The organism is Litchfieldella qijiaojingensis (assembly GCF_014651875.1).
Classification (GTDB): Bacteria; Pseudomonadota; Gammaproteobacteria; order Pseudomonadales; family Halomonadaceae; genus Litchfieldella; species Litchfieldella qijiaojingensis.
Genome location: NZ_BMXS01000022.1, coordinates 29958 through 54809, shown reverse-complemented (window position 1 = coordinate 54809; position 24852 = coordinate 29958). Strand labels below are relative to the sequence as shown.

Genomic DNA, 24852 nt, shown 5'->3' with positions numbered 1-24852 from the left:
CCGATAGGGACTTTTTATCAAGGGGCGGAGGAAAGGTGAAGACAACGACTCTGATTATTGGTTGTGGTGATATAGGCATGACGTTGGGGCGACAGTTGCAGGAAGCCGGTCACCGGGTCCTGGGAGCGCGTCGCAAGCCACAGGCGCTCGAGGGAAGCGGCATCGAGTCAGTAGCGCTGGATGTCAACGACAGCGGCGCGCTGGCCACATTGCCCGATGCCGATATCGTGGTTTATGTGGTGAGTGCCGATCGCTTCGAGGAAAGCGCCTATCAGGCGGCTTATCCGGCGGGGCTCGAATCCGTACTGACCGAGTATGGCCGGCGTGACGCTCCGCCCAAGCGGATTTTCTTCGTTTCCTCGACCAGCGTCTATGCCCAGCAGGACGGTGAGCACGTCGACGAGGCGAGCCCCATCGAGCCACACGGCTTTTCCGGGCAGTTGATGCATGCGGCTGAGCAACTCCTGTTCGGGCATGAGTTACCCGGCACCGTGGTGCGCTTTTCCGGCATCTATGGACCGGGGCGCGATCGCTTGATTCGGCAGGTCAGCGAGGGCCGTATCGCGCCTGCAGCGCCGCCGATGTATACCAACCGTATCCACCGTGACGACTGTGCCGGGGTGCTGGCCCATCTCATCGACCTGACGCTCGGCGGGAAGGACATCGATGAGCTGTATTTGGCCACTGATTGCGAACCGGCTCCATTGCACGAGGTCATGACCTGGCTGGCCGGGAAGCTCAAGGTGGAAGCCACCGAAATCATCCAGTCGCCGTTAAAGCGTCGCTCCAGCAAGCGTTGTGACAATACCCGGTTGCTCGAGTCCGGTTATCGTTTCCGCTTTCCTTCCTACCGCGAGGGCTACGCCCAGGTGCTCGAGGAGGGTGGCTTCCTGGAAAACATCAAGGCCTAGCCTTGGCTACAAAGGCAGGCGATAGCTCAATGCATACACCTCGAAGCCATCGTTGGGGTGATCAAGTCCGCCATTGGAGTAGTGGGTCACGCTGGCCATGATGTCTCCCTGGGCCAGCGGCATGCCCAGCGCCAGGCGATCCTCGAACTGAAAGGCTGTGGAGAGCCGTCGCGATTCTATCCGGGTGTCGAAGAACACGCTGGCGCCGATTCCGCCTTCCAGGAAAGCGCCGGTTTCGCCAGCAAAGGTATAGCGAAAGGCCGGAGTGATCAGCCAGGCGACATCGCCATCGTCGGTGCCAGTGGATAGCAGCAGGGCGCCCGTGGCGAGGCGCAGGCTGAGCTGCGGATGCCAATGCGAGAGGTCGAACTCGCGATCGAGCTCGACCTTGAGTGCCGCATCGCTTTCGCTGGTGATGCCTGCGGCAAGGTAGAGGTCCGCTTTCGCATGAGGTATGGCCAGCAAGGTAGTGGCCAACCACGTGGCTACAACAGCCAGGGGCTTCCTTGTCATCGCGACTCCTCAGGCGGTCGTCGTGTGGGCCAGGGAGTCGTAGCGGCGTCCCCGGCCATCGGCGACGGAGTGTATCAGTACCAGCTTATTATAATGCCAGTCTAGGTTCACCGCGGGGAGTTTGTCCCACCTCGGCCGTCGCGCCTTGCGCAGCAGGGTGACATGCGGCAGGAAAGGGCGTGATGGTGGTGTAAAGCCGTAGTCGGTCAGTGCCTGCCACAGCCGGGCCTGCACGGCATCGAGCGCTGGAACGGGCGCCTCGCTGCCTAACCACAAGATGCCACCGCGCCGGAAGTGACCGAAGCGATCCAGCGTCCACTGTCCGGCTGGACAATGGAACCCTCTAGTCATATCGGCCAGTTCCGATGCCTGCGCAGGCGACACCTCGCCGAGAAAGGCCAGGGTCAGATGGATGGCTTCGTCGCGTGGACGGCGCCCGCCACAAGAACCCTGGACCTGCCGGGCCAGGGCCACCAGTTCATGGCGCAGTGCGTCGTCGGGCCACAGAGCGAAGAACAGCCGCATGGCCACACCTCACTTCAGAAATCGGCGAGCGCAGCAATGAATCAGCCTTTCCTCAGTCACCGATGACCATGATCGCTTCCGCCTCAACCTGGCTCCCCTTGGGCAGCGCCTTGACGCCGACCGCGGCACGTGCCGGGAAGGGCGCGGAGAAGAACTCTTCCATCACCCGGTTGACGATGGCGAAGTTGTCGAGCTCGACCAGGTAGAGGTTGATCTTGACGATGTCGGTAAGCGAGCCGGCAGCTTCCTCGCAGACCGCCTTGAGGTTGGAAAAGACTTGGCGGGCCTGGGCCTCGAAGTCGTCGGAAACCAGTTCCATGGTCGCTGGATCGAGCGGGATCTGGCCGGACATGTAGACGGTGTTGCCGGCCTTGATGGCTTGTGAATAAGGGCCGATGGCGGCGGGTGCCTTGTCGGTGTTGATGACAGCCTTGTTGCTCATGGCTTGCTCCTCGGTAGTGCTGTGACGCTGTGGTTGCAATAAAAAACGATCGCCTGCCGCGCCAGGCACGGCTATGCGATCGTCGAGGTTCAGTTTCGGACGCGCGAGATCTTGCCTACGTGAGGCAGGTTGCGAATCCGCTTGATGATTCGTGCCAGGTGCACGCGATCACGCACGGCGATCGTCAGGTTGACGATCGATAGCCGGGCGTCACGTTCCTCGATGCCGATACGTTCGATGTTGGCATCGGCATCGGTGACCAGGCTGGCCAGTTCAGCGACCAGGCCACGACGGCTCTCCATCTCGATGCGCATGGCCACCGGGAAATCATTCTGGATCTGCTGTGACCACTCCAGGGCGAATAGCTTCTCCGGGTCGCTGCGGAGCTCGTCGAGATTGCGGCACTCGGCGCGATGCACGACGATGCCCTTGCCTACCGACAAATGACCGATCACCGGGTCTCCCGGTAGTGGGTGACAGCAGCGCGCGAAATTGATCACCATACCTTCGGCACCGCTTATCACGATCGGACTGCCCTGTCCGCTGGTGTGCGATCGCTCCGTCGCAGCGCTGGCCGTATCGGGCAGGGCGTCTATCAACCGGCGGGCGATGGCATGGGCCAGACGCGTGCCCAGACCGATGGACTCCAGCAGCTCGTCCTCATTCTTGAGCCCCATTTCCTGGAGCAGGCTGGGCAGGTGATCCTTGGGTAGTTCCTCGAGGCTGGTGTCGAAGTCGGCCAGCGCCTTGTTGAGTAACCGCCGGCCGAGCTGTACCGACTCGGTATGCTGCTGGTGCTTCAAGGCATGGCGAATCGCCGAGCGTGCCTTGGCGGTGACCACGAACGACAGCCAGGTGGTATTGGGTCGCGCTCCCGGGGCAGTGATGATCTCCAGGGTCTGGCCGCTTTCCAGGCGGGTCGAAAGTGGTGCCAGATGGCGGTCGATGCGGCACGCGATGCAGCTATTGCCGATATCGGTGTGCACGCTGTAGGCGAAGTCGATCACTGTGGCGCCTTGCGGCAGCTCCATGATGTCGCCCTTGGGCGTGAACACGTAGATGTCGTCGGGGAACAGGTCGTTCTTGACGTGTTCGATGAACTCCAGCGGGTTACCGGCGTGGCGCTGCATCTCGAGCAGGCCGCGCACCCACTCCCGGGCTCTGGCGTGGCTGCCGATGGCAATCGGCCGTGCGGTCTGGCCAGCCTTATAGAGCCAGTGGGCGGCGATGCCGTTGTTGGCCATGGCTTCCATCTCGCGAGTGCGGATCTGCACCTCGATGGGCATGCCACTCGAGCCGAACAGGGTAGTATGCAGGCTCTGGTAGCCGTTGGCCTTGGGGATGGCGATGTAATCCTTGAAGCGGCCGGGAACCGGCTTGTAGAGGTTGTGCACCGCGCCGAGGATGCGATAACAGCTATCGACGTCATCGGTGATGATGCGGAAGCCGAACACGTCCATGATCTCGGCGAACGACTTGCGCTGGTCGCGCATCTTGCGATAGATCGACAGCAGATGTTTCTGGCGGCCGATCACGGTTCCCGGCAGGCCGTCGTCGTCAAGGCATCTCTGCAGACTGTTCTGGACCTGACGAATGGTCGAGCGGCGGTGGCCTCGAGCCTTGCTGACGGCACGTTTGATACGTTCGGCGCGCATCGGGTGCAGGGCCTGGAAGGAGAGGTCTTCGAGTTCGACGCGGATGGTGTTGATGCCCAACCGGCTGGCGATGCGCGCATAGATTTCCAGCGTCTCGCGGGCGATGCGGCGTTTCTTCTCCGGGCGCAGCGCGCCTAGGGTGCGCATGTTGTGCAGGCGGTCGGCGAGTTTGACGATGATTACGCGGATGTCCTTGGACATCGCCAGTACCATCTTCTGGAAATTCTCGGCCTGGGCGACCGCCTTGTCTTCGAAGGTGATCTGGGTCAGTTTGGAGACGCCGTCGACCAGTTCCGCCACCGGCTCGCCGAACTGGACGGCCAAGGCCTCCTTCGACACCCCCGTATCCTCGATCACGTCGTGCAGCATGGCCGCCATCAGGCTCTGATGGTCCATGTGCATGTTGGCGAGGATATTGGCCACCGCCAGGGGATGGGTCACATAAGGCTCACCAGAGCGCCGGCGCTGACCATCGTGGGCCTGCTCAGCATAATAGAAGGCACGCTTGACCTGCTGGATCTCATCCGGTGGGAGGTAGCCGCCAAGGCGGTCGGCCAGGTCATCGATGGTAAACATGAAGCGCGCCTATACCTGAATGACGACCGTCACTCCTCTCCCATCTCGGGTTCGCGGCGGGGCCGCACCGGAGCTTCGATCGGCTCGTCCAGCACATTCTCGTTGATCTTGCCGGCGGCGATCTCACGGAGTGCCATGACGGTAGGTTTGTCGTTCTCCCACGGCAGCAGGGCATCGCGGGAACCGCGGGCAAGCTGACGGGCGCGCTGGGTGGAAATCATCACCAGCTTGAAACGATTTTCGACGTGATCCAGACAATCTTCAACGGTGACTCGCGCCATGAACGGTATCCTGCTATTGCGGTTGAATGCGTGTAACGCATGTGGTTGAAACGCTTGGGGGGATAAATCAGTCTACTCGACCCCTTCACTGCGTGACAAGAGTGCCTCGATCAGTGAGCCGTGGCGCTCGCGCACGCGTTCCAGGCGAGAGCGGCTGGCCCGCACCAGACCTTCCAGCTCGGCCAGCGCCGTGGCGAAGTCGTCGTTGATGATCACGTGGCGATATTCATCGAAATGCGACATCTCACTGATCGCATCGCGCATGCGACGTTCGATCACGGTGTCGTCGTCGGTACCGCGGCTGGCCAGCCGCTCTCGCAGCGTGGCACGCGAGGGCGGCAGGATAAAGATCGATTCCGCCTCCGGGACCTGGGCGCGGACCTGTCGCGCGCCCTGCCAGTCGATCTCCAGGATCACATCGGTGCCCGCGGCGAGCAGTGCCTGCACCGCCGGGCGCGAGGTTCCGTAGTAGTTGTCGAATACCCGGGCGTGCTCGAAGAAGTCACCGCGCTCGATCATGCGCTCGAAGGCGGAAACGTCGACGAAATGATAGTTCACGCCATCGGCCTCGCCATCGCGCTGGGGGCGAGTGGTGTGCGACACCGAGACCTGGATGCCGTCGAGGCGCTCGAGCAGGGCCCGCACCAGGCTGGTCTTGCCAGCGCCGGACGGCGCGGAAACGATGAAAAGAGTACCGTGGGACATGATCATGTGTCCGGTTGAGCCGCTTCGAGGGAAAACGCGCATTATCGCACATTGCTCTGCGGTATCCACACTGTCGCCGTTGTACCCGGTTCAGCAAGCAGGTCGGCTTAATGTCCAAGCTGCTGGCGGACCATTTCCTCCGCGAGCAGCTCCAGCGCGTATTGGGCCGCCACCGAGTTGCCGTTTTCATCAAGGGCCGGCGACCAGGCGCAAACCGACAGTTTGCCGGGCACGATGGCAACGATACCGCCGCCGACGCCGCTCTTGGCCGGTAGCCCCACGCGATAGGCAAAGTCCCCCGCTGCATCGTACATGCCGCAGGTGAACATGATCGAGTTGATCTTTCGCGCCAAATCGGGGGCGATGAACGGCTCGCCCATGGCCTGGGCATGCCCGTCAGCGGCCAGATAGTTCAGCGCAACGGCCAGGTCGACACAGCTCATGGCCAACGAGCAGCAGGAAAAATAGGAGTGCAGTACCTGGTCGACGTCATTGTCGATGTTGCCGAACGATTTCATCAGGTAGGCCATGGCGGCGTTGCGGGAACGGTGCTGCCATTCCGATTCCTGGACGCGTGCGTCGATCAGGATCGACTCGTTGCCGGACAGCTTTCTGGCAACATCCCGTAGATGTTTCGACGGCGTGGCGAAGGCACTGACCAAACGGTCTGCCACCACGATGGCGCCGGCATTGATGAAGGGGTTGCGAGGCTTGCCTCGTTCCGCTTCGAGCTGCGTCAGGGAATTGAACGGCATTCCCGATGGGTTGAGACCCACGCGCTCCCACAATTCGTTTCCATAAACTCGTAACGACAGGGTCAGCAGGAACACTTTCGAGATGCTTTGTATCGAGAATGGCTCCTGTGCATCACCCGCAGCGTATACCTCTCCCTCATTGGTACAGATCGCGATGCCGAACTTGTTGGCATCCTGCTCCGCCAGTGCCGGTATATAGTCGGCGACGCGCCCTGTTCCGAGCTTCGTTCTGGCCCGCTCGTTTATGTCTTCCACCCACTCCTGTATCTTCACCATGAGTTCAGGTACCCGGTTTTCAGGCGTGCTTTCGCAAGTTGCAAGCGACAAGGGGAGGCCGGCCCGGAGCGACAGGGTCGCTTCCGGGCCGGACGAATCGCGGATTGCTACATGTCCGCTTAGCTGGAGGGAGGTGTGGCCACTTGAGGCCGTCGTACCCGTTGCAGGTCCTCAGGCTCGATATCCCAGGCGGCCGGATCGACGTTCAAGTCGGAAAACTTGCTGGCATCGAAGATCGGTTGCTCGATACCCGCCTTGATCTGGTCGTCGAAGTCACGCATGAAACGCAGCCCCGGTTTGATCAGCATGATCAGGGCAATCAGGTTGGCCAGCGCCAGGAAGCCCATGGTCACATCGGCAAAGGCGAACACGGTACCCAGGTCGGTGATCGCCCCCCAGGAACACAGGCCGATGACGGCGATCCGGAAGACGTTGAACAACGTCTTGTTCTGGTCGCTTAAGAAGTTGATGCTGTTTTCCCCGAGATAGTAGTTGTAGAGGATGGTGCTGAAGCCGAACAGCAGCAGCGCGATACTGACGAAGCTACGCCCCCATTCCCCGACATGATCGGCCAATGAGGCTTGGGTCAGGGCGACGCCACCGATATCGGCGACGGCAGCCGGGTCGTAGACGCCACTGAGCAGGATGGTGAAAGCGGTGGCGGAACAGATGATCAGCGTGTCGATGAACACCGAGAATGCCTGGACGATGCCCTGGTTGGCCGGGTGTGGCACATAGGCGACCGCCGCAACGTTCGGGGCGCTGCCAAGGCCTGCTTCGTTGGAGAACAGGCCGCGTTTGACCCCCATGAGGATGGCTGCGCCGATACCGCCGCCAACCGCTTGCTCGAGACCGAAAGCGCTGTTGACGATCAGCAGGATCGCATCGGGAATCCGGGTAAGGTTCATGCTCAGTACCACGATGGCAATCAGCAGATAGCCGACCGCCATTACCGGCACCAGCACTTCCGCCACCCGCGCGATCCGCTTGACGCCACCGAAGATGATCAAACCTACGACCACGGCCATGGCGATGCCGGTGTAAACGACCGGTATGCCGAAGGCGTCATCGACGGAAGTCGCGACGGCGTAGGATTGCAGGGCAGTGAAACCGAAGCCGAAGGTGACCAGCAGCAGCACCGAATAGAGGCCTGCCAGCCATTTCCATTGGCTGCCGAGTCCGCGGGCAATGTAATACGCCGGGCCACCACGATACGTGCCGTCGGGCTGTGTCGTCTTGTAGGCCTGGGCGAGGGTACATTCGAGATAGCTGGTGGCCATCCCCATCAGGCCAACCAACCACATCCAGAAGATGGCTCCCGGGCCGCCTAGCGTGATCGCTACCGCGACGCCGGCGATATTGCCGCCACCGACGCGACCGGCCACCGACAGCAGCAAGGCCTGGAAAGAGCTCAGATGGCCGTGCTTGTCCCGCTTGAATGCCTGGCTGGCACTCAGGATCCGGAACATGCGGCCGAAATAACGAAACTGAACGAAGCGGGAACATACCGTGAAGCCGATGCCGACGGCGATCAGCAGTACGATCAGCACCTTGCCCCAGAGAAGATCGTTGATGATATCCAGCATTATGCATTCCCCTCCATGGTTGTCGTGGGAATGGAAAGCGATGCAGCCCGTGCCGTAGCTGCGGTCGTCATTGTTCTTGGCATGATGGGTGAAACCTCTTGCTTGCGTTTATCGAAGCTAGGGAAACACTGATTTATTGCTGCGCTTGATATCCTGACCGTCGGCGATCCTCGAAAGCCTCATTTACACCCACGTAAACTCCGGTTCCTGCGGTTCGGCGTCGGCCAGCCTCTCATCGCTCGCGACATAAATCAGCGGTTTCCCCTGGCTCACTGTTGCGAGCCCGGATCATAGGGAGCAAGGTGCATGCCAGCCTTGGTCGTCTCGGCTAACTGATTGTTATATCTGGAGTATTCAACAAGAGGCGGTGAACGGCCCAAGAGGAAGGGGTATAACCAAGGGTGGTTGGCGAAGGTGTGAATTCATGAAAAATTCTTTTTATACAAAGGGTTGCATTACCTATAACCATGGTTATGGGTATTGCCATGGTTATAGGGGTTCAGCGCTTCCCTAGGCACGCATCTTCTTCAATCGCTTGCTCAGCGCCGGCTGCGAAATACCCAGTAAGCGTGACGCGATGGATTGGTTGCCTTCGGCACGCCGCATCGCTTCCTGAACCAACAGGTCGGCGACCTCGTCCAGCGTCGGCAGGGGCTCGTCGGAGGCGAACACGTCTCGCTCGGCGGCACGGTCCAAGGGGGTGTCCTGGCATGCCTGCTGGATGGCGCGCTTGAACACATCCATGGAAAGCGTCCTGGATTTATGCACGCTCATGGCATCGAAAACCATGGCGCGCAGTTCGCGCACATTGCCGGGAAAGTCGTAATTGGTGAGCAACACCGGCAGCTCAGGAGGGTACGTCGGTTTGCTCTTGCCGAGTTCTTCGGCTGCTTCGGCGAGGAAGTACTCCAGCAGCAACGGGATGTCCTGTTTACGCTGCCGCAGAGGTGGAATATGGACCTGGTGCGTGCGTAGTCGGTAGTAGAGATCCTTGCGGAATTCCCCAGCCATCTGCTTCTCGCCCAGATCCTGGTGGGTCGCGACCACGACCCGCGCTCGCATGCGCTTGGGTCGATCGCTGCCGAGTGGATAGTATTCTCCTTCCTGCAGCAGACGCAGCAATTTCACTTGAGACGCCATGCTGAGGTCACCGATCTCGTCGAGAAAGAGAGTACCTTCCGCGGCCTGTTCGATCATGCCGGCTCGCGCCTGGTCGGCGCCGGTGAACGCCCCACGTTGATGGCCAAACAGCGTATCGGCAAAGACGTTATCATCCAGCCCCGCCACATTGACGCACACCAGTGGTCCTGAGCGGTCGCTCAGGGTATGGGCCGCACGGGCGATCAATTCCTTTCCCACACCACTTTCCCCGGTTATCAGAATCGGCTGGCTGGTCAGGGCCACCGATTCCAGATACTGGAAAACCGAACGCATGCCCTTGTCGCCGGTGACGATGTGGGCGAAGGCCTCGGGATGCTCCAGGGTGTCGTTGAGGAAGCGCTTGCGCAGTTCCTGGTTCTCTTGCCTTAGCTCCTGCAGGCGGATGGCCCGCTTGATGCCCTCGATCAGCCGGCTTTCCTCGTCGGTCTTGACGAAATAGTCGAAGGCGCCCAGCTTGATGCAGTTGACGGCGGTTTCCACCTGGTTCAGGCCGCTGATCACGATGACGCCCATGTCCGGATGTTCCTCGACGATCTGCGTCAGAAGCCGCTCGCCCGACAAATGGGGCATGGTGAGGTCGAGGGTCACCAGGCCGATGTTTTCTCGCGCCAATGTCTCCATCACTTCGCGGCTATCCTGGCAGCGGTGTATGTGGGTGATCCCCCCGGAGCGCTCCAGGGCAATGCTCAGGCTGCGTAGGAAAGAGGGCTCGTCGTCGACGAGCAACAGGCCGAATGAGGGGTACAGGTTTTTCGTCATCGGGCGCTTCACCCACCTACTGTCCGGAAGTTCGTGGTTTGTCGCGGCGTGATCGTGCGCTGTCGTCGTTCAGCTCGAAGCTGGGCGCAATGATCTCCCATCGGGTGTCGGTTCCGCCGATACCGGTAAGGCAAGAGTAACGGTCGTGCCCTCGCCGGGCCTGGAGTCGAACTCCAGGCTGCCGTGGTGCTCGCGAACGATCCCGGCGGATACCGATAGGCCCAAGCCGGTGCCGCCACACTCGCGCCTGGTGGTGAAGAAAGGATCCGTCAGCAGGTTGATCGACTCGGGGTCGATACCCTTACCCTGGTCGCGGATTTCCAGTATCACCCGGCCCCTTGCGTGATCATAACGTGTCGTCAGGATGATGCCCTGGTCCATGCTTTCCAAGGCCTGGCAGGCGTTAAGCACCAGGTTGATCACCACCTGTTCGATACGTTGAGCGTTGCCTTTAAGGGGAGGCAGGTTTGCGCCGTAATGCGTCTCGAATCGACAGGTGGCCTTGCGAATCGAATTGTCGACCAGGCGTACGGCGGTGATCACCACGTCGTTGAGGTCCAGGGTTTCGCCCAGGTCGGTGTTTCCCTGTCGCGCGAAATCCTTGAGGTCGCCAACGATACGTTTGATGCGCTGGGTGCCATCCAGCATCTCGTCGAGCATGAGAGGAATCTCATCGCGCATCCGGGAGTACGCCAGGCCGCCCAGCGTGAAATCCCCGTGAACGCGGTAATGCTCTTCGAGAATGGGCTGGGCGTCGGCATAGGCGTCGCGCAACACCGGCAGGTTCAGCAGCAGCAGGCTGCTGGGGTTGTTGATTTCGTGAGCCACGCCGGAAACCAGAATGCCAAGGGAGGTCATCTTGTCGGCCTGGATCAGTTGCTGCTGATGCAGCCGCAGCTCCTCGGTGCGGCTTGCCACTTGCCGCTTGAGCATCCGGTTCCAGACCACGATACCGCCCAGGATCAGCAGCAGAACCCCGGAGACTGCAGCACCTACCTGGCCGATCTTCTTCCAGGGAATGCCGTCCGAGCTTTCCAGGGGGCCCAGCCACTTGTCGTAGATCGCCTGGTGTCGACCGGTGTTCTTCAGGATGGCAAGCCCTTCGCTGAACTGGGCGAGCAGGTTCGAATCGCCTTTTTGCACCGCGTAGCCGTAGCGCAGCGAAAAAGGCTTCGCTATCGGCACGATATTGGTCAGCCCCAATTCACGGCTCAGGTAGAGTGCCGGCAGGTTGGCCACCATGGCGTAGTCGTGTTGGCCCGAAGCCAGCGCCCGAAGCGCATCGGCGTGGGTATCCACGGTGATCACCCTGGCCTCGACATCATGCTCGATCAGGTAGTCGTGCATGATGTCGCCGCGCTGGACGATCACTTCCTTGCCTCTCAAGCCCTCTACATCGACCACCGGGTCGCTGCGGCGAGCGAAAATCGATTGATGCACGATGGCGTGAGGCGGGGCGAAGTCGAATTGCTCGGCACGGGCTTCGGAGTAGGACATGCCCTGGAGCGCGTCGATCTCGCCACTTTCCAGCCGCTCGCGCATGTCGCCCCATCTGCCCAGCTCGATCCGTACATCGATCCCCATCACCTCGGCGATGGCCCGGGTCAGCTCCACGTTGTAGCCGGCAGGCTGACCATCCTCGTCGAGAAACTCGTAAGGCGGATGGTAGTGATCCCCGCCGACGACGATGGTGCGGTCACTCCTATCTCCCTCGGCGGAGGAAGACTCCTGTCCCCAGCCCGGCACAGGCGCGAGGGCGAAACAGATAGCCATCGCGATCAGCCGTGCCAGCCTCGGAATGGCTTGGGTCGTCTTGTGCGGTGGCACAGCCCGACTCGCTGTCATGCGTGGTGTCACTCGATATTCTGGATCTGCTCGCGCATCTGCTCGATCAACACCTTGAGCTCCACCGCGCAACGGGTGGACTCGGCGACCACGGCCTTGGACGACAGGGTGTTGGCCTCGCGGTTGAGTTCCTGCATGAGGAAGTCGAGGCGCCGGCCGACCGGCCCTTTCTGCTTGAGCTGACGTTCGACCTCGTTGACGTGAGTCTCGAGGCGATCGAGCTCTTCGTCGACGTCGGCCTTTTGGGCGAGTAACGTGAGTTCGGCTTCCAGACGTTGGGGGTCGAGTTCGGCCCGCACCTGCTCGAGACGCTCGAGGAGCTGAGCGCGCTGACGCTCGAGGATTCCCGGCAGCAGCTCGCGCACGGCGTTGACCTGCTCGCGTACACCGTTCAAGCGAAGCTCGATCAAGGCGGCGAGTTGCTCTCCCTCACGGGCACGTGCGGCGATCAAGTCGCCCAGCGCTGCCTCGAACAGCTCCAGGGCCGCGGCCTTGACCGTCTCCAAGTCAATGCCTTGAGCGTAGAGTATGCCGGGGTGTTCGAGCATTGCCAGGGCGTCGGGCATCGCCACACCGGGCAGTTCGCTGCGCACGTCCACCAGGGCACGGGCCAGCTCAGCGAGTCGCTCGCGGTTGACCGCCAGGTTCTCGCCGACAGCGGAAGGCTCGAAGCGCAGGGTGCACTCCACCTTGCCACGCGCCAGCTTGCCCCGCAGGGCGTCGCGATAGGTGGGTTCCAGATCGCGCAGGGTCTCGGGCAGACGGAAATTCAAGTCGAGATAGCGCTGATTCACCGAACGCAGCTCGAGGTGCAGGCTGCCCCAGTCGGCTTCACGGCTGTGGCGGGCGAAAGCGGTCATGCTGTGAACCATGCTGACTCCTGATACTACGCGGCCATGTTATCGAGAACTCAATAGTGTAACCGATAAGCGTGTAGAATAGCGCTCCATGCCGGACGATTCGCGCCGGCGAATAACCGCCAACAGAATTCAAGAGAGTCTTCGAGAACGCCTATGCGCCCCAGTGGACGACAGCCCGACCAACCCCGTGAAATCACCCTGACCCGCGAGTACACCCGCCATGCCGAAGGCTCGGTACTGGTCGAATTCGGCGATACCCGGGTGTTGTGCAATGCCAGCGTCGAGGCCGGGGTGCCGCGCTGGCTGCGCGGCAAGAATCAGGGCTGGGTGACCGCCGAATACGGCATGCTGCCGCGTGCCACACATACTCGTGGCGGCCGCGAGGCGGCACGTGGCAAGCAAGGTGGCCGCACCCTGGAAATCCAGCGTCTGATCGGTCGTTCGCTGCGTGCGGCGGTCAACCTCAAGCGACTGGGCGAATTCACCATCACCGTCGACTGCGACGTGATCCAGGCCGATGGTGGCACGCGTACCGCCTCGATCACCGGCGGCTGCGTGGCGTTGGTCGACGCCATCCGCCACCTGCAGCGCAAGAAGCTGATCCAGCAGGATCCTTTCAAGCAACTGGTCAGTTCAGTGTCGGTGGGTATCTTTCAGGGCACGCCGGTGGTCGACCTCGATTACCCCGAGGATAGCGGTGCCGATACCGACATGAACGTGGTGATGACCGAGAGCGGTGGCTTGATCGAGGTCCAGGGCACCGCCGAGGCCGGCAGCTTCACGCGTGCCGAACTCGATGCCATGCTCGACCTGGCCGAAGGCGCTGGACGTCAGCTCTTCGCCCACCAGCGCGAGGCCTTGGGTATTCGTGGCTGAGAGCGTCAGCCGCTTAGACAGAACGCGGGAAAACAAGAACGCCGGCCCTTGGGCCGGCGTTCTGCGACGGGAAATGGCGAGACGCTTAGAGGGTGAGGTCGTACTCGACGATCAACGGCGCGAACTCCGAGAAGGTCGCGTCGTAGTCGATCCAGGCATCGACCACGTGGCGGCGGAAATTGGGGCCAACCACTTGGTAGTCGATGCGCCAGCCCTCCTGGCGTGAACGCGGTTGATCTTGATCCAGCGCTGGCCACCAGGTGTACTCCCCGGCATCACGATTGACTTCGCGGAACGTATCGATGAAGCCGGTGGGGCCGAATACCTGGTCCATCCAGGCACGTTCCTCGGGCTTGAAGCCCGGCGTGGTCTGGTTGTCCGCCCAGTTGGCCAGATCGATGGTCTTGTGGGCGATGTGCCAGGTGCCGCAGATGATGTATTCACGGCGCTTCCTGGCCATCTTGGCCAGATACTCCTGGTACTGGGCCATGAAAGCCTGCTTGGCGGCAGGGTCGCTGCCGTCGGGCATTAGGAAAGTGGCTACGCTGAAGCGATCGTAGTCGGCCTGCAGGAAGCGTCCCTCGTGGTCGCATTGCTCGAATCCCAGGCCGTACATGATGGCCTTGGGGATCTTGCGGCAATACAGGCCCACGCCGGAGAAGTTGTCCTGTTCGGCGTCGAGGAAGTAGCCTTCGTAGCCTTCCGGATAGAGGATGCTGTCATCCAGTTCGAAGCTCTTGGTCTTGAGGTTCTGCACACAGACGACGTCGGCGTCCTGATTGCCCAACCAATCGAGAAAGCCCCGATCGACCGCTTCGCGGATGCCATTGACATTGATGCTGGCGATTTTCATTACGTGGTCCCTTTACCGTCGCGCGTGTATGATACCCGACGTTTAGACGTTTTGGTAAATGGCCTTGGTTGATGAACATGATAAGGGGGCGTGAGGTGAATAGTCGCAGGGTGGACAACATGCAGCCGTATCAGCGCGAGTTCATCGAATTCGCCATCGACCAGGGGGTGCTGCGTTTCGGTGCATTTACCCTAAAGTCTGGTCGCGTCAGTCCCTATTTCTTCAATGCCGGGCTGTTCAAGAGCGGGGCCGCCCTGGCCAGGCTAGGGCGTTGCTATGCCCAAGCCATCGAGGATAGCGGCCTGGCCACCGACGTACTGTTCGGCCCGGCCTACAAGGGCATTCCGCTGGCAGCGACCACAGCGGTGGCACTTGCTGAACATCACGACCGCGACCTGCCCTTCGCCTTCAACCGCAAGGAAGCCAAGGACCACGGCGAGGGCGGCAACATCGTGGGTGCCGAGCTCAAGGGACGCATCCTGATCATCGACGACGTGATAACCGCCGGCACCGCCATCCGTGAAGTCATGGAACTGATCACGGCGGCAGGTGCCGAAGCCGCCGGCGTGGTGATCGCGCTCGATCGCCAGGAACGCGGCAATGGCGAGCTGAGCGCCATCCAGGAGGTCGAGCGCAGCTATGGCATGCCGGTGGTCAGCATCGTCACCCTGGACATGGTGCTGGCCTACCTGGAAGAGTACGCCAGCGATGACATGCAGCGCCATGCCGAGGCCATTCGCGCCTACCGTGCACGCTATGGCGTACAACACGGCTGAAGATCGGCGCTTGGGAAATCTCGGGCCCCGCTTGGGGCCCGACTGCGTTGATGACAGCCATTCATCAGGAAGTCGTTATGCTCGATGTGGTGCTTTATGAGCCCGAGATCCCGCCCAACACCGGCAACCTGATCCGGTTGTGCGCCAACACCGGCTTTCGCCTGCATCTGATCGAGCCCATGGGCTTCGTGCTCGACGACAGGCGCTTGCGGCGTGCTGGGCTGGATTATCACGAATGGGCGGCGGTGCGTGTGCATCGTGACTGGCCGGCCTTTCTCGATAGCGTGGCGCCGAGCCGTGTCTTCGCTGTCTCCACGCGCGGCCGAACCGGTTATCACGAGCCACGCTACGCCCCCGGCGATGCGCTGCTGTTCGGCCCCGAGACCCGCGGCCTGCCCCAGGCGCTGCTCGATGCCCTGCCACCTGCCCAGCGCCTGCGTATTCCCATGCTGCCGGACAGCCGCAGTCTGAACCTTTCCAACGCCTGCGTGGTGATCGTCTATGAAGCCTGGCGACAGCTTGGGTTTCAAGGCGCCGCAGACATCGATATTGCCGTTTCGAAGGAGTGATCGATGTCGATCCAGCAGCGTCTCGCCAAGCTGAACCCCCGCCAACAGGAAGCTGTACGCTATATCGATGGTCCATGCCTGGTGCTGGCCGGTGCGGGGTCGGGCAAGACCAGTGTGATCACCACCAAGATCGCCTATCTGGTGCAGGAGTGCGGCATGAGTGCGCGGCGGATCGCCGCGGTGACCTTCACCAACAAGGCCGCCCGCGAAATGAAGGAGCGCGTGGGCCAGATGCTCAAGGGCAAGGAGGGGCACGGCCTCACGGTATCGACCTTCCATACCCTAGGGCTCAACATCATTCGCGGCGAACTCAAGGCATTGGGTTACAAGCCGGGCTTCTCGCTGTTCGATCCGGACGACGCCAAGGCGCTGCTGCGCGATCTGATGAACAAGGATGCCCAGGTCGACGCCGAGCAAATCAATGCCGTGCAGCACACGATTTCGCAGTGGAAGAACGACCTGGTGCTGCCGGGAGAGGCACTGTCCCACGCTGCCGATGACGACGAGCAGTATGCGGCGCGCGTCTACGAGGCCTATGGGCGACATCTCAAGGCCTACAACGCGGTCGACTTCGACGATCTGATCCTGCTGCCGGTGGTGCTGCTGCAACGCGATCCCGAAGCGCTGGCGCGCTGGCGGCGCAAGATCCACTATATGCTGGTCGACGAATATCAGGACACCAACGTCTCGCAGTACCTGCTGGTCAAGCTGCTGATGGGCGAGCGTTCGACTTTCACCGTGGTTGGCGACGACGACCAGTCGATCTACGCCTGGCGCGGTGCGCGCCCCGAGAACCTGGTCACGCTGGGCGAGGACTTCCCGCGTCTGCGCGTCATCAAGCTGGAGCAGAACTACCGCTCCACCGGCACCATCCTGCGTGCCGCCAACACGCTGATCGCCAACAACCCCCACGTCTACGACAAGACACTGTGGTCGGAAATGGGGCAGGGCGTGCCGATTCGTGTGGTGGTCAATCGCCACGAGGAGGCTGAGGCCGAACGCGTGGCCAGCGAGATACTGACTCGGCGGATCAAGGAACGCGCCGAATGGCGCGACTTCGCGGTGCTCTATCGTGGCAACTTCCAGGCCCGACTGCTGGAGCTCAAGCTCCAGCACTACCAGATCCCCTACAAGCTCTCCGGTGGCACGTCGTTCTTTTCGCGTGGCGAGATCAAGGACGCCATGGCCTACCTGCGGCTGCTGATCAATCCGGCCGACGACAATGCCTTCCTGCGTATCGTCAATGTGCCGCGCCGCGAGATCGGCCCCGGTACCCTGGAGCAACTCGCCAACTACGCCACCGAGCGTGGTGTCTCGCTGTTCGCCGCCTGCCACGAACTGGGCCTGGAGCAGGTGCTGTCGACCCGTGCCGTGGAGCGTCTGGGGCGCTTCACCCATTTCATCGACGGCGTGCGCCGGCGCATGGACCAGGGCGATGCCCTGGCCGCCATTCGCGACATGCTGCGCGAGATGGACTACGAAGCCTGGCTGTATCAGAACGCCAGCGCCCCGACCATTGCCGAGCGGCGCATGGCCAATGTCTGGATCCTGATCGACCAGCTCGAGAAATCGATGCAACGCGACCCGGAGGAGCGTACGGCCAGCGAGGATACCGAGACCGATGGCGTCGAAGCCGCCATCTCGCGGCTGGTGCTGCGCGATATCCTCGAGCAGCAGGCGGAAGAAGACGATTCCGATCGGGTGCAACTGCTGACCATGCACGCCTCCAAGGGTCTGGAGTTTCCGCATGTCTATCTGATGGGCCTGGAAGAGGAATTGCTGCCGCACCGCAATGCCATCGAGGCTGGCACGGTGGAGGAGGAGCGCCGTTTGGCCTATGTGGGTATCACCCGGGCACGCCAGACCCTGACGCTGACCTTGGCGCGTCAGCGCAAGGCCTATGGCGAACTGATGGACTGCACGCCAAGCCGTTTCCTCGACGAACTGCCTGCGGACAACCTGGAATGGGAAGGGCGCGCCGACAAGGAAGACCCGGAAAAGAAGCAGGCCCGCGGGCAAGATGCCATCGCGGGCCTGCGTTCCTTACTCGGCTGAGGTGGATTACTGTGTCTGCTCGACCATGTAATCGACCACGGCTTGTACTTCTTCATCGGAGAGGCTGGTATTGCCGCCCTTGGGTGGCATAGCACCGATGCCGTTGATGGCGCTGGAGTAGAGTTCCTCCTTGCCCTTCTCGATGCGCGGCGCCCAGGCTTCGGAATCGCCGAGCTTGGGTGCACCGGCGGCACCGGTGTCGTGGCATGCCATGCACACCTGGCCATAGATGGCTTTGCCGTCGATATCGCTGGCGGCGGCAGCGGCTGCTTCGCCTTCTTCCTCACCATTGGCGGCGGTTTCTTCGCTGGCTCCACCACCGACTTGCGGCAGTTCGCCCTCATATACCGGTTCGACCAGGTGATTGACCGCTGCCTTCACCTCATCGTCAGACAGGTTCGGATTGCCGCCCTTGGCGGGCATGGCATTGAAACCGTTGATCGCATGGTCGTAGAGCGTTTCGACGCCCTGATCGATGCGTGATGCCCAAGCGCCCTCTTCGCCACGCACCGGAGCGCCGGCGGCCCCAGTTTCATGACACGCCATGCAAACGTTGTTGTAGACGCTGGCGCCGTCGACGGCTCCACCATTTCCGGCACTGGCGGTGGTTGGGGCCGAGGCAGTACCGCAATCCTCACCTTCCAGGCAGAGTTCCCCGACCGGTTTCAATCGTTCGGCGATGGCCTCGCGTTCGGCATCTTCCTGGGCGTGAGCCATGCCCGCCACGGCCAGGCTCAGGGCGGCCAGACACCCCATGATCAGTTTGCTGAATTTCACTCTCACCACCTCTTCACGGTCCTGTAATTCGGAGCACCACGCAACGCAGCGATTGACCTGCGCAGATATTAATTCAGTCTTTCCCTTGGATGCACCAGCGCAAAAGGGGACAGTATAGCGGCAACACAATTGCCAGGAAAATGCCATCAGTCGGCCATTCGACCAAGGAAGCCGGGGCTGGGTGTCTGCCAAGCCCCCCATCGGACTGGACAGGTCAAGGCAGTGACGGGTAGGATATGGCGCGTCGGCATGTGCGCTCATGTCGAGACATTCCGATTATCCGCCCTTAGCTCAGCTGGATAGAGCGTTGCCCTCCGGAGGCAAAGGTCGAAGGTTCGAATCCTTCAGGGCGGGCCAGATTCGAATGCCAAGGGCCCGCGAGACATCGCGGGCCCTTTTTCATATGGGCCTTGCCGGTCGTTTCCCAGAATGGCTGCGTCACGGAGCGAGAAGTCGCGAAGCCGTCGTCACGCTTCCCTTCTTGAACATTAGGATGCAAGAATACGCTCTCTCAGCAACGCGAGGTTGATGAGCGCTCTCTCGGCACTGGCGTTTGCAAACCCTTTCGGACACCTTGCGAGCCCATGGCCGATCTCACTTGGTACCAATACTTCTTCATCGGATTGATCTTCGCTTGGAGCGGCTTCGTCAGAACGAGCCTCGGCTTCGGCGGCGCAGTGCTGTCCCTGCCATTCCTGTTGCTGGTGCTCAACGAGCCCCTGGTGTTCCTGCCGATCATCGCCGTCCAGTTGCTGATCTTCTCGAGCTGGATCGCTTGGCGCGGCCACCGGGCACTGGCGCTGCAATCGGGTAGTACCCATGGCGAGAGCAACATCGATTGGGCCTACCTGCTCAAAGCGCTGAAGATCATGATCATCCCCAAGCTGGTCGGTGTGGTGGGTTTGCTCACGCTGCCTTCGCGTACCATGACCACCATCATCTTCGTGATCGTGCTGGTCTACGCCATCAGCTACGTCCTGAACAGGCCGTTTCGCAGCAACAACAAGTACGTGGACTATGTCCTACTGGCTCTTGGCGGCTACGTCAGTGGCACTTCCCTGATCGGAGCGCCGTTGATCGTGGCGGTGTTAGCCTCCCACGTCGCCAAGCATCAACTGCGCGATACGCTATTCGTGCTGTGGTTCATCCTGGTAGTGATAAAGATGGTGTCGTTTATCATCGCCGGGGTGGACCTGCAACTGATTCACCACCTCTGGTTATTGCCCTGTGCCTTGGTGGGCCACCTGCTGGGGGAGCGAGTGCATCGCTACATGCTGGCCGGTGAGGCCCATTTGTTCTTCCGTGTGCTCGGCGCGGTGTTGATCCTGGTCAGCGTGGTAGGGCTGATTCATTCCCCCGCCTGATCGCCTTGGGAGTCATGCGCCAAAGATTCCAGCGGCTCCCTTCATTGTTCCCACCCAGCGCGCTCTGGATGTGTCGTTATTCTTGCACCCTGCTCCGGCCGCCAAGCCGCTCCACTGCTGGGCCCACACGGGGTGTAGGGCTGGCAAATCATGCAGATTCGTGTGTCTTTGTTCTGCGTTGAAAAGCTATATGAGCCAGCCTAGTGGCGCTGGACTACCTTTGGGGAAAAAGGATGGGAAAAATAGCGCTGAACAGGTCATGACAGAGCTGAAGCGGTTCGCCTTAATCTGGCAACAGGAAAGGAGCTAATGTAGGAGCGGCTTTAGCCGCGATTGGGCGACCATTTCTGGTCAGGCAAGCCTCTAGGAATGGAGTGGAAGGATTTAAATTAGCGATAATTGAAAGACTGGAGGCGACCCAAAGCTGCCATGCCGGCAAAGGCAGCATGCTCGTTCATCCGTATTATGCAGCAGGCACGATGATCGGTGTTATACTGCCGAACCACACTTAATATTTTTGATATTTCAGTAGGTTAGCGGATGAGCGACGTGCGGCATAACATTGTTGAACGCGCTTGCGCGTTCAAGTCGATATACAACAGGCAGTCTAATACCTGTCATGCACTACGTTCGTCTTGACGTACGTACCTGAAGGCGTACACTTGGTGGAAAATTGAACACGCGAGAGGTGCGTCATGACTGGAATTACTGCAACTGAGGCGCGCAGCAACCTTTATCGGTTGATTGATGAAACCGCCGAGTCCCACCAACCAATCGTCATCATGGGTAAACGGAACAAAGCCGTCTTGGTGTCCGAAGAAGACTGGTCTGCAATTCAGGAAACGCTTTACCTGCTCTCTGTGCCAGGTATGCGTGAGTCTATTCGTGAGGGGATGGATACCCCTGTGGATGAATGCGATGAGGAGCTGGACTGGTGACATGGAAGTTGGTTTACACCAAACAAACCCAGAAAGATGCAAAGAAGTTGGCCTCCAGCGGCCTGAAGCCAAAAGCCCAGGAATTGCTGGCACTGATCGCAGAAGACCCGTATCGGAAGCCGCCTCCGTTTGAGAAGCTCATCGGTGATCTTGCGGGGGCCTATTCACGGCGGATCAATATTCAGCACCGCCTGGTGTACCAGGTGCTTGAAGACGAACGGGTGGTTAAAGTTCTCCGGCTTTGGAGCCACTACGAATAATGCATAACCAGCCGCTGTTGCCGGACAATTTTTCCACCGCTTCGCGGCTCCAAACCGGCGCGTGAGCCGGGCGTTAGCGCGACAATGACCGCCGCCTGGTGCGCGGAAAAACGATGAGCATGTCGAGCCGTCAGTCGATGAGGTGTGGGGCCGCATGAGTGCGTGCAAAGGGCAAGACTTTGAGACGAAAACGGGCAAGCCCTTTACGTACGACATCGTCGGCGACGTGTTCCACCCAAGCCGCACCGACTACAATATTTCGAAGGCAGACTTTCGCAAAGCTCTTGCCCTTGTGCCGTTTGATGGCCCGGGCGAAATCAACACCATTGTTCGCGGGCCGGCTTATGTCTGGGCCGTGCTCCATGACAAGCGGATCAGGAGGAGTGACTGGTGAGGGTGGTGTCAGCCAAGCCGTCTGGCTTTCAATCCCGATGAGAATGAGACAGGTGCCGCCTAACAGCTTACGCTGAAGGTCCGCTTTTGCCCGACTGTCGCCTACCAGGGTCTTCTTAATTAGCTTGCGTCTCCTTTTGCATCTCCTGAGATAACCTGCCACATAAATAGTCATCCCCGACTCCCATCGCAGCTAAAGCAGCTCCAACAGGGGGCTTCGTTCTTGCTTCTGTGGCAGGACGTAGCCGGTAGCTGACCTGCACCAGTCATTTTGATCTACCGCTTCCCTGGTCGCATAGGCCCTTGCCCCTGGCTCACCACCCGGTATCCTCGGGCCAGCCGAGGCGTGACTGGGAGCGGGGCAGGTCGAGTGGCGTGGCATCGGTTCGTTCCTGTGCGGCCGGAGCCAGTTCAATGCATGGTACGGGCTTGGATGATGTACATCTTTTCAATTGAGCTAGCCGCCATGTCTCAGGCAACATGGGGAAATGGAGCAACCACAGAGCGAAGGATGGGCAACGGCATACCGCTGGAGGAGCCATATGCAACCGCTGAGCTATTACTATTACAACGTGCTGGAAGTCCTTGAAAAGCCGTGCGATGTGCCGACGGCACACCTGCAGGAGGGCTACGATATCCTGTATCGACATGGCGGTCGCATAGAAATGGACCTGGTGCGCAGGGCCGAGGATGGCGACGCGCAAGGCGAGCCGTACTACTGGTATGAAGCCCTCGATGCCGAGCAGCGGGCGAAATTGCATAAGGCTCTTGATGACGGCAACCCCGCGAAGATCCTCAAGATCATGCAGCGCAACGGGTATGCCGGGATTCTGTATCACCATGCACGGGAGTACTTCCGGGCGGAGGCGGCTGCCGGCTAGGTGCTGGTTTGTCTGATTGCGAGGCGCTGAAACAGATCTTATTTATCGGCGTCAGACATCGAGGGCCCGCGAGAAATCGCGGGCCCTTTTCCTTCCTAGGTTCCTGATTTTTCCGCGAGAGGTGCGGCAGAGTGACGCACAACGCTAAATTCGAATGAACTAATCCTCGTCGCAAGCATCGGATGGTTATCGGGACTTCATCGCCATTCGAATTCCCGATGAAAAATCCCCTGATTTGTCTTGATCAAGACGAGGTAAAAAAGATGAAGGTGAAAAATCTGCTTCCTGCTCTGGCAATGACCGCACTTCTCTTTTCTGGCGCGGGCCTGGCGAATGCCGAGGAAGACAGGGAGATTACCACAGAGGATGTCATCAAGGCCCAGGAAGCCTGGGGGGATGCCATCGTCGCTATCGGCGAGGCATATACCTCTCATGGGGACTATAAGGCACTGGCAGAAGAAACCGTCGATGATCTCTACGGTTATGATGAAGGAATCGTGTTGTTCAAGCCCACCAAGGCATCGGAAGAGCCATTCCGTTTGTCGGAGGATGAGGCCGTATCCTACTTCGTGACTGGGATCGTTCCCGAGGATCATGGCTTCGCCATTCAGCCGTGGAGTCACGTAAGATTCGATAATGCCGGCATCATCATTGACGAGGATTCCGCACTCGCAATGGGGCATTATTACTTCACCGATGCCAATACCGGTGAGGAAACGGAGGCGGAATATACCCTTGGCTATTTCAAGGATGAGGATGGAAATCTGCGCATCGATCTTCACCACTCTTCCTTCCCGTTTCATCCCGCGAGCTAGCGCGAAACCTTATACGAGAACGTCCTGAAGTCGTTGCCCCGCCCCGTGCGGGGCTTTTTGATATTTGCGTGAAAGGTAAGGTAAATCCAACGGCTAATACCTGAATGGCAGTGAAGTGACTGTCTGGCACCATTGCCGCTAGCGAGAGGCAGAAGTAGCGGCATCCAATTGCAGTAGCCGGATCAGTTCCGGGGAGTGGGGGCCCAGAATATCAGCGAGAGTGTAGCGGTCGAGCACGCCGAAGAAGGCTTCCAGTGCTTCGCCGAGGACCGACTTGAGCTGGCAGGCCGGTGTGATCACGCATTGGTTGCGATCGCCGAAGCATTCCACCAGTTCCAGGTCGCGTTCGGTGTCGCGTACCAGGGTGCCGAGGCAGATCTCTTCGGCTGGGCGGTTCAGCAGCAGGCCTCCGTGCTTGCCGCGGATGGCAGTGAGATAACCCTTCTGGCTGAGTTCGTGGACCACCTTCATGAGGTGGTTGCGAGAGATATGGAAGCGTTCGGCGATCTCGGTAATGGTCGAGCGCTGTTCTCCCTTGAGGGCGACGAAGATCAGCACGCGCAGCGAGTAGTCGGTATAGCGTGTGATGTGCATGGAAAACAGGCTCTTTTTCGATATTCAGGATGGGGCGCGCGGACCGGCATCGGGGCGAGTCAACACGAAACCGCCCACCAGCAGGAACAACCCGCCGGTAAGGGCCAGGACTGGTAACGGTGAGCCGATCAGCCACAGCATCCCCCAACTCGTGGCCAGCAGCAAGGCGGCTAGCCATTTGGCGCGGCGTGGAACGGCGCGCCCGTGTCGCCAGGCATGCAGCACCGGACCGAAACGCGGGTGCTCCCGTAGCCAGTGAGCCAAGCGCGGTGAACCCTTGGGAGCTGCCCAGGCGGCGATCAGCAGGAAGGGGGTGGTCGGCACCAGTGGCAGCACGAGTCCCGCGGCACCCAGGGCGATGCACCCATAGGCGAGGCTACGATAGGCCACATTCGAAAGCATTCTCATGGCAACCTCGGAACGGGCTGAACATCCTATTAGATATAACCTATGGGAAACACTGAATAAATGCCTGCGCGACCCAATCACTGCGTTGCGCGGTGCTGGTGCGCCAGCCCGGTCGGAATCCTCACCTATACCCCCTAGGCTCCGGTTCCTGTGCTCCGGGCGCCTTGTGCTTGATGCCGCTCGTCGATTTCTTCAGCGTTTCCTATGTGGATATTAATGCTACCTGTCAAAAAAATCTCCCGGTCCCCGCTGCATGTGGCGGAGACCGGGAGTGTGGGTCAGGCCGAGACTTCACCCTCCTGTTCGCCTTCCTGCTCCATGATCGATTCTTTCGAGCGGCTAGGCTGCTTGGGAGCCATCATGCTAATGGTTCCGGTTGCCAAAATTGACCTGGATCATGAGATGGGAATGGATACCCCTTTGGCGCCGCCAATTACCTCTTA

General features: G+C 60.3%; 26 protein-coding genes and 1 tRNA gene. 11 read left to right on the top strand and 16 right to left on the bottom strand.

The genetic code is table 11. The features are described from left to right. Window positions 1-35: 35 nt before the first annotated feature. Window positions 36-911, top strand: coding sequence for an NAD-dependent epimerase/dehydratase family protein (locus tag IE093_RS17645; RefSeq protein WP_189471489.1), 876 nt, complete (start codon window positions 36-38; stop codon window positions 909-911). A gap of 6 nt (window positions 912-917) precedes the next feature. On the opposite strand, the gene IE093_RS17640 is transcribed toward IE093_RS17645, so the two are convergent. The 11 genes from IE093_RS17640 to IE093_RS17590 form a co-directional block, all read right to left on the bottom strand. After that, window positions 918-1424, bottom strand: a complete 507-nt coding sequence (locus tag IE093_RS17640; RefSeq protein WP_189471488.1) for an acyloxyacyl hydrolase — start codon at window positions 1422-1424, stop codon at window positions 918-920. A gap of 9 nt (window positions 1425-1433) precedes the next feature. After that, a complete protein-coding gene (gene thpR / locus IE093_RS17635; RefSeq protein WP_189471486.1) occupies window positions 1434-1949 on the bottom strand; it encodes an RNA 2',3'-cyclic phosphodiesterase in 516 nt (171 codons plus the stop codon). A 52-nt stretch (window positions 1950-2001) separates the two neighbouring features. Continuing rightward, on the bottom strand, window positions 2002-2391 hold the full coding sequence (locus tag IE093_RS17630; protein ID WP_189471484.1) for a RidA family protein: 390 nt from the start codon (window positions 2389-2391) through the stop codon (window positions 2002-2004). Between the two features lie 89 nt (window positions 2392-2480). After that, window positions 2481-4622 carry a RelA/SpoT family protein gene (locus IE093_RS17625; protein ID WP_189471482.1) on the bottom strand — a complete coding sequence of 714 codons (2142 nt, stop codon included), beginning with the start codon at window positions 4620-4622 and terminating at the stop codon, window positions 2481-2483. A gap of 29 nt (window positions 4623-4651) precedes the next feature. Continuing rightward, a complete protein-coding gene (rpoZ, locus tag IE093_RS17620) occupies window positions 4652-4903 on the bottom strand; it encodes a DNA-directed RNA polymerase subunit omega (RefSeq protein ID WP_189471481.1) in 252 nt (83 codons plus the stop codon). A gap of 72 nt (window positions 4904-4975) precedes the next feature. After that, complete coding sequence (gene gmk / locus IE093_RS17615) at window positions 4976-5608, bottom strand: guanylate kinase (protein WP_189471480.1); 633 nt, start codon at window positions 5606-5608, stop codon at window positions 4976-4978. Window positions 5609-5715: 107 nt separating this feature from the next. After that, window positions 5716-6639: a glutaminase B gene (gene glsB / locus IE093_RS17610; RefSeq protein ID WP_268247408.1), complete on the bottom strand. Its 924-nt coding sequence runs from the start codon at window positions 6637-6639 to the stop codon at window positions 5716-5718. Window positions 6640-6758: 119 nt separating this feature from the next. After that, window positions 6759-8225 (bottom strand): alanine/glycine:cation symporter family protein, encoded by a 1467-nt coding sequence (locus IE093_RS17605; protein WP_189471479.1) that lies wholly within the window; start codon window positions 8223-8225, stop codon window positions 6759-6761. A gap of 510 nt (window positions 8226-8735) precedes the next feature. Beyond that, entirely contained in the window at window positions 8736-10145 is a 1410-nt protein-coding gene (locus IE093_RS17600; RefSeq protein ID WP_189471478.1) for a sigma-54-dependent transcriptional regulator, read from the bottom strand. A 69-nt stretch (window positions 10146-10214) separates the two neighbouring features. Further along, a complete protein-coding gene (locus IE093_RS17595) occupies window positions 10215-11990 on the bottom strand; it encodes a transporter substrate-binding domain-containing protein (protein ID WP_229803703.1) in 1776 nt (591 codons plus the stop codon). A gap of 8 nt (window positions 11991-11998) precedes the next feature. Continuing rightward, on the bottom strand, window positions 11999-12862 hold the full coding sequence (locus IE093_RS17590) for a YicC/YloC family endoribonuclease (RefSeq protein ID WP_189471477.1): 864 nt from the start codon (window positions 12860-12862) through the stop codon (window positions 11999-12001). A 141-nt stretch (window positions 12863-13003) separates the two neighbouring features. On the opposite strand from IE093_RS17590, the gene rph reads away from it, so the two are divergent. Further along, window positions 13004-13726 carry a ribonuclease PH gene (gene rph / locus IE093_RS17585; RefSeq protein ID WP_189471476.1) on the top strand — a complete coding sequence of 241 codons (723 nt, stop codon included), beginning with the start codon at window positions 13004-13006 and terminating at the stop codon, window positions 13724-13726. A gap of 85 nt (window positions 13727-13811) precedes the next feature. On the opposite strand, the gene IE093_RS17580 is transcribed toward rph, so the two are convergent. After that, on the bottom strand, window positions 13812-14579 hold the full coding sequence (locus tag IE093_RS17580; RefSeq protein WP_189471474.1) for an exodeoxyribonuclease III: 768 nt from the start codon (window positions 14577-14579) through the stop codon (window positions 13812-13814). A gap of 119 nt (window positions 14580-14698) precedes the next feature. Between IE093_RS17580 and pyrE the strand changes: the two genes are divergently transcribed. From pyrE to rep, 3 genes are all read left to right on the top strand, one after another. Then, a complete protein-coding gene (gene pyrE / locus IE093_RS17575; RefSeq protein WP_189471472.1) occupies window positions 14699-15355 on the top strand; it encodes an orotate phosphoribosyltransferase in 657 nt (218 codons plus the stop codon). 77 nt (window positions 15356-15432) lie between these two features. Further along, window positions 15433-15924: a tRNA (uridine(34)/cytosine(34)/5-carboxymethylaminomethyluridine(34)-2'-O)-methyltransferase TrmL gene (gene trmL / locus IE093_RS17570; RefSeq protein ID WP_189471470.1), complete on the top strand. Its 492-nt coding sequence runs from the start codon at window positions 15433-15435 to the stop codon at window positions 15922-15924. 3 nt (window positions 15925-15927) lie between these two features. Next, window positions 15928-17979, top strand: coding sequence for a DNA helicase Rep (rep, locus tag IE093_RS17565; protein ID WP_189471468.1), 2052 nt, complete (start codon window positions 15928-15930; stop codon window positions 17977-17979). Window positions 17980-17985: 6 nt separating this feature from the next. Here rep and IE093_RS17560 read toward each other — a convergent pair whose 3' ends face one another. After that, window positions 17986-18756 (bottom strand): c-type cytochrome, encoded by a 771-nt coding sequence (locus IE093_RS17560; protein WP_229803701.1) that lies wholly within the window; start codon window positions 18754-18756, stop codon window positions 17986-17988. Between the two features lie 280 nt (window positions 18757-19036). On the opposite strand from IE093_RS17560, the gene IE093_RS17555 reads away from it, so the two are divergent. From IE093_RS17555 to IE093_RS17540, 4 genes are all read left to right on the top strand, one after another. Then, a tRNA-Arg gene (locus IE093_RS17555) sits at window positions 19037-19113 on the top strand. Between the two features lie 227 nt (window positions 19114-19340). Next, window positions 19341-20120 carry a TSUP family transporter gene (locus IE093_RS17550; RefSeq protein WP_189471466.1) on the top strand — a complete coding sequence of 260 codons (780 nt, stop codon included), beginning with the start codon at window positions 19341-19343 and terminating at the stop codon, window positions 20118-20120. 695 nt (window positions 20121-20815) lie between these two features. Then, window positions 20816-21058 carry a type II toxin-antitoxin system Phd/YefM family antitoxin gene (locus IE093_RS17545; protein WP_058092928.1) on the top strand — a complete coding sequence of 81 codons (243 nt, stop codon included), beginning with the start codon at window positions 20816-20818 and terminating at the stop codon, window positions 21056-21058. Continuing rightward, a complete protein-coding gene (locus tag IE093_RS17540; RefSeq protein WP_189471464.1) occupies window positions 21055-21318 on the top strand; it encodes a Txe/YoeB family addiction module toxin in 264 nt (87 codons plus the stop codon). Before IE093_RS17545 ends, IE093_RS17540 begins: the two co-directional genes overlap by 4 nt. Before the next feature lie 130 nt (window positions 21319-21448). Here IE093_RS17540 and IE093_RS17535 read toward each other — a convergent pair whose 3' ends face one another. Continuing rightward, on the bottom strand, window positions 21449-21886 hold the full coding sequence (locus IE093_RS17535; RefSeq protein WP_189471462.1) for a hypothetical protein: 438 nt from the start codon (window positions 21884-21886) through the stop codon (window positions 21449-21451). Window positions 21887-22253: 367 nt separating this feature from the next. On the opposite strand from IE093_RS17535, the gene IE093_RS17530 reads away from it, so the two are divergent. Both IE093_RS17530 and IE093_RS17525 read left to right on the top strand, forming a co-directional pair. After that, window positions 22254-22592: a hypothetical protein gene (locus IE093_RS17530; RefSeq protein WP_189471461.1), complete on the top strand. Its 339-nt coding sequence runs from the start codon at window positions 22254-22256 to the stop codon at window positions 22590-22592. Window positions 22593-22810: 218 nt separating this feature from the next. Continuing rightward, window positions 22811-23407, top strand: coding sequence for a phosphoribosyl-AMP cyclohydrolase (locus IE093_RS17525; RefSeq protein ID WP_229803698.1), 597 nt, complete (start codon window positions 22811-22813; stop codon window positions 23405-23407). A 138-nt stretch (window positions 23408-23545) separates the two neighbouring features. On the opposite strand, the gene IE093_RS17520 is transcribed toward IE093_RS17525, so the two are convergent. Beyond that, window positions 23546-24001, bottom strand: a complete 456-nt coding sequence (locus IE093_RS17520; protein ID WP_189471459.1) for an Rrf2 family transcriptional regulator — start codon at window positions 23999-24001, stop codon at window positions 23546-23548. A gap of 24 nt (window positions 24002-24025) precedes the next feature. Then, complete coding sequence (locus tag IE093_RS17515) at window positions 24026-24409, bottom strand: YbaN family protein (protein WP_189471457.1); 384 nt, start codon at window positions 24407-24409, stop codon at window positions 24026-24028. Between the last annotated feature and the right edge of the window lie 443 nt (window positions 24410-24852).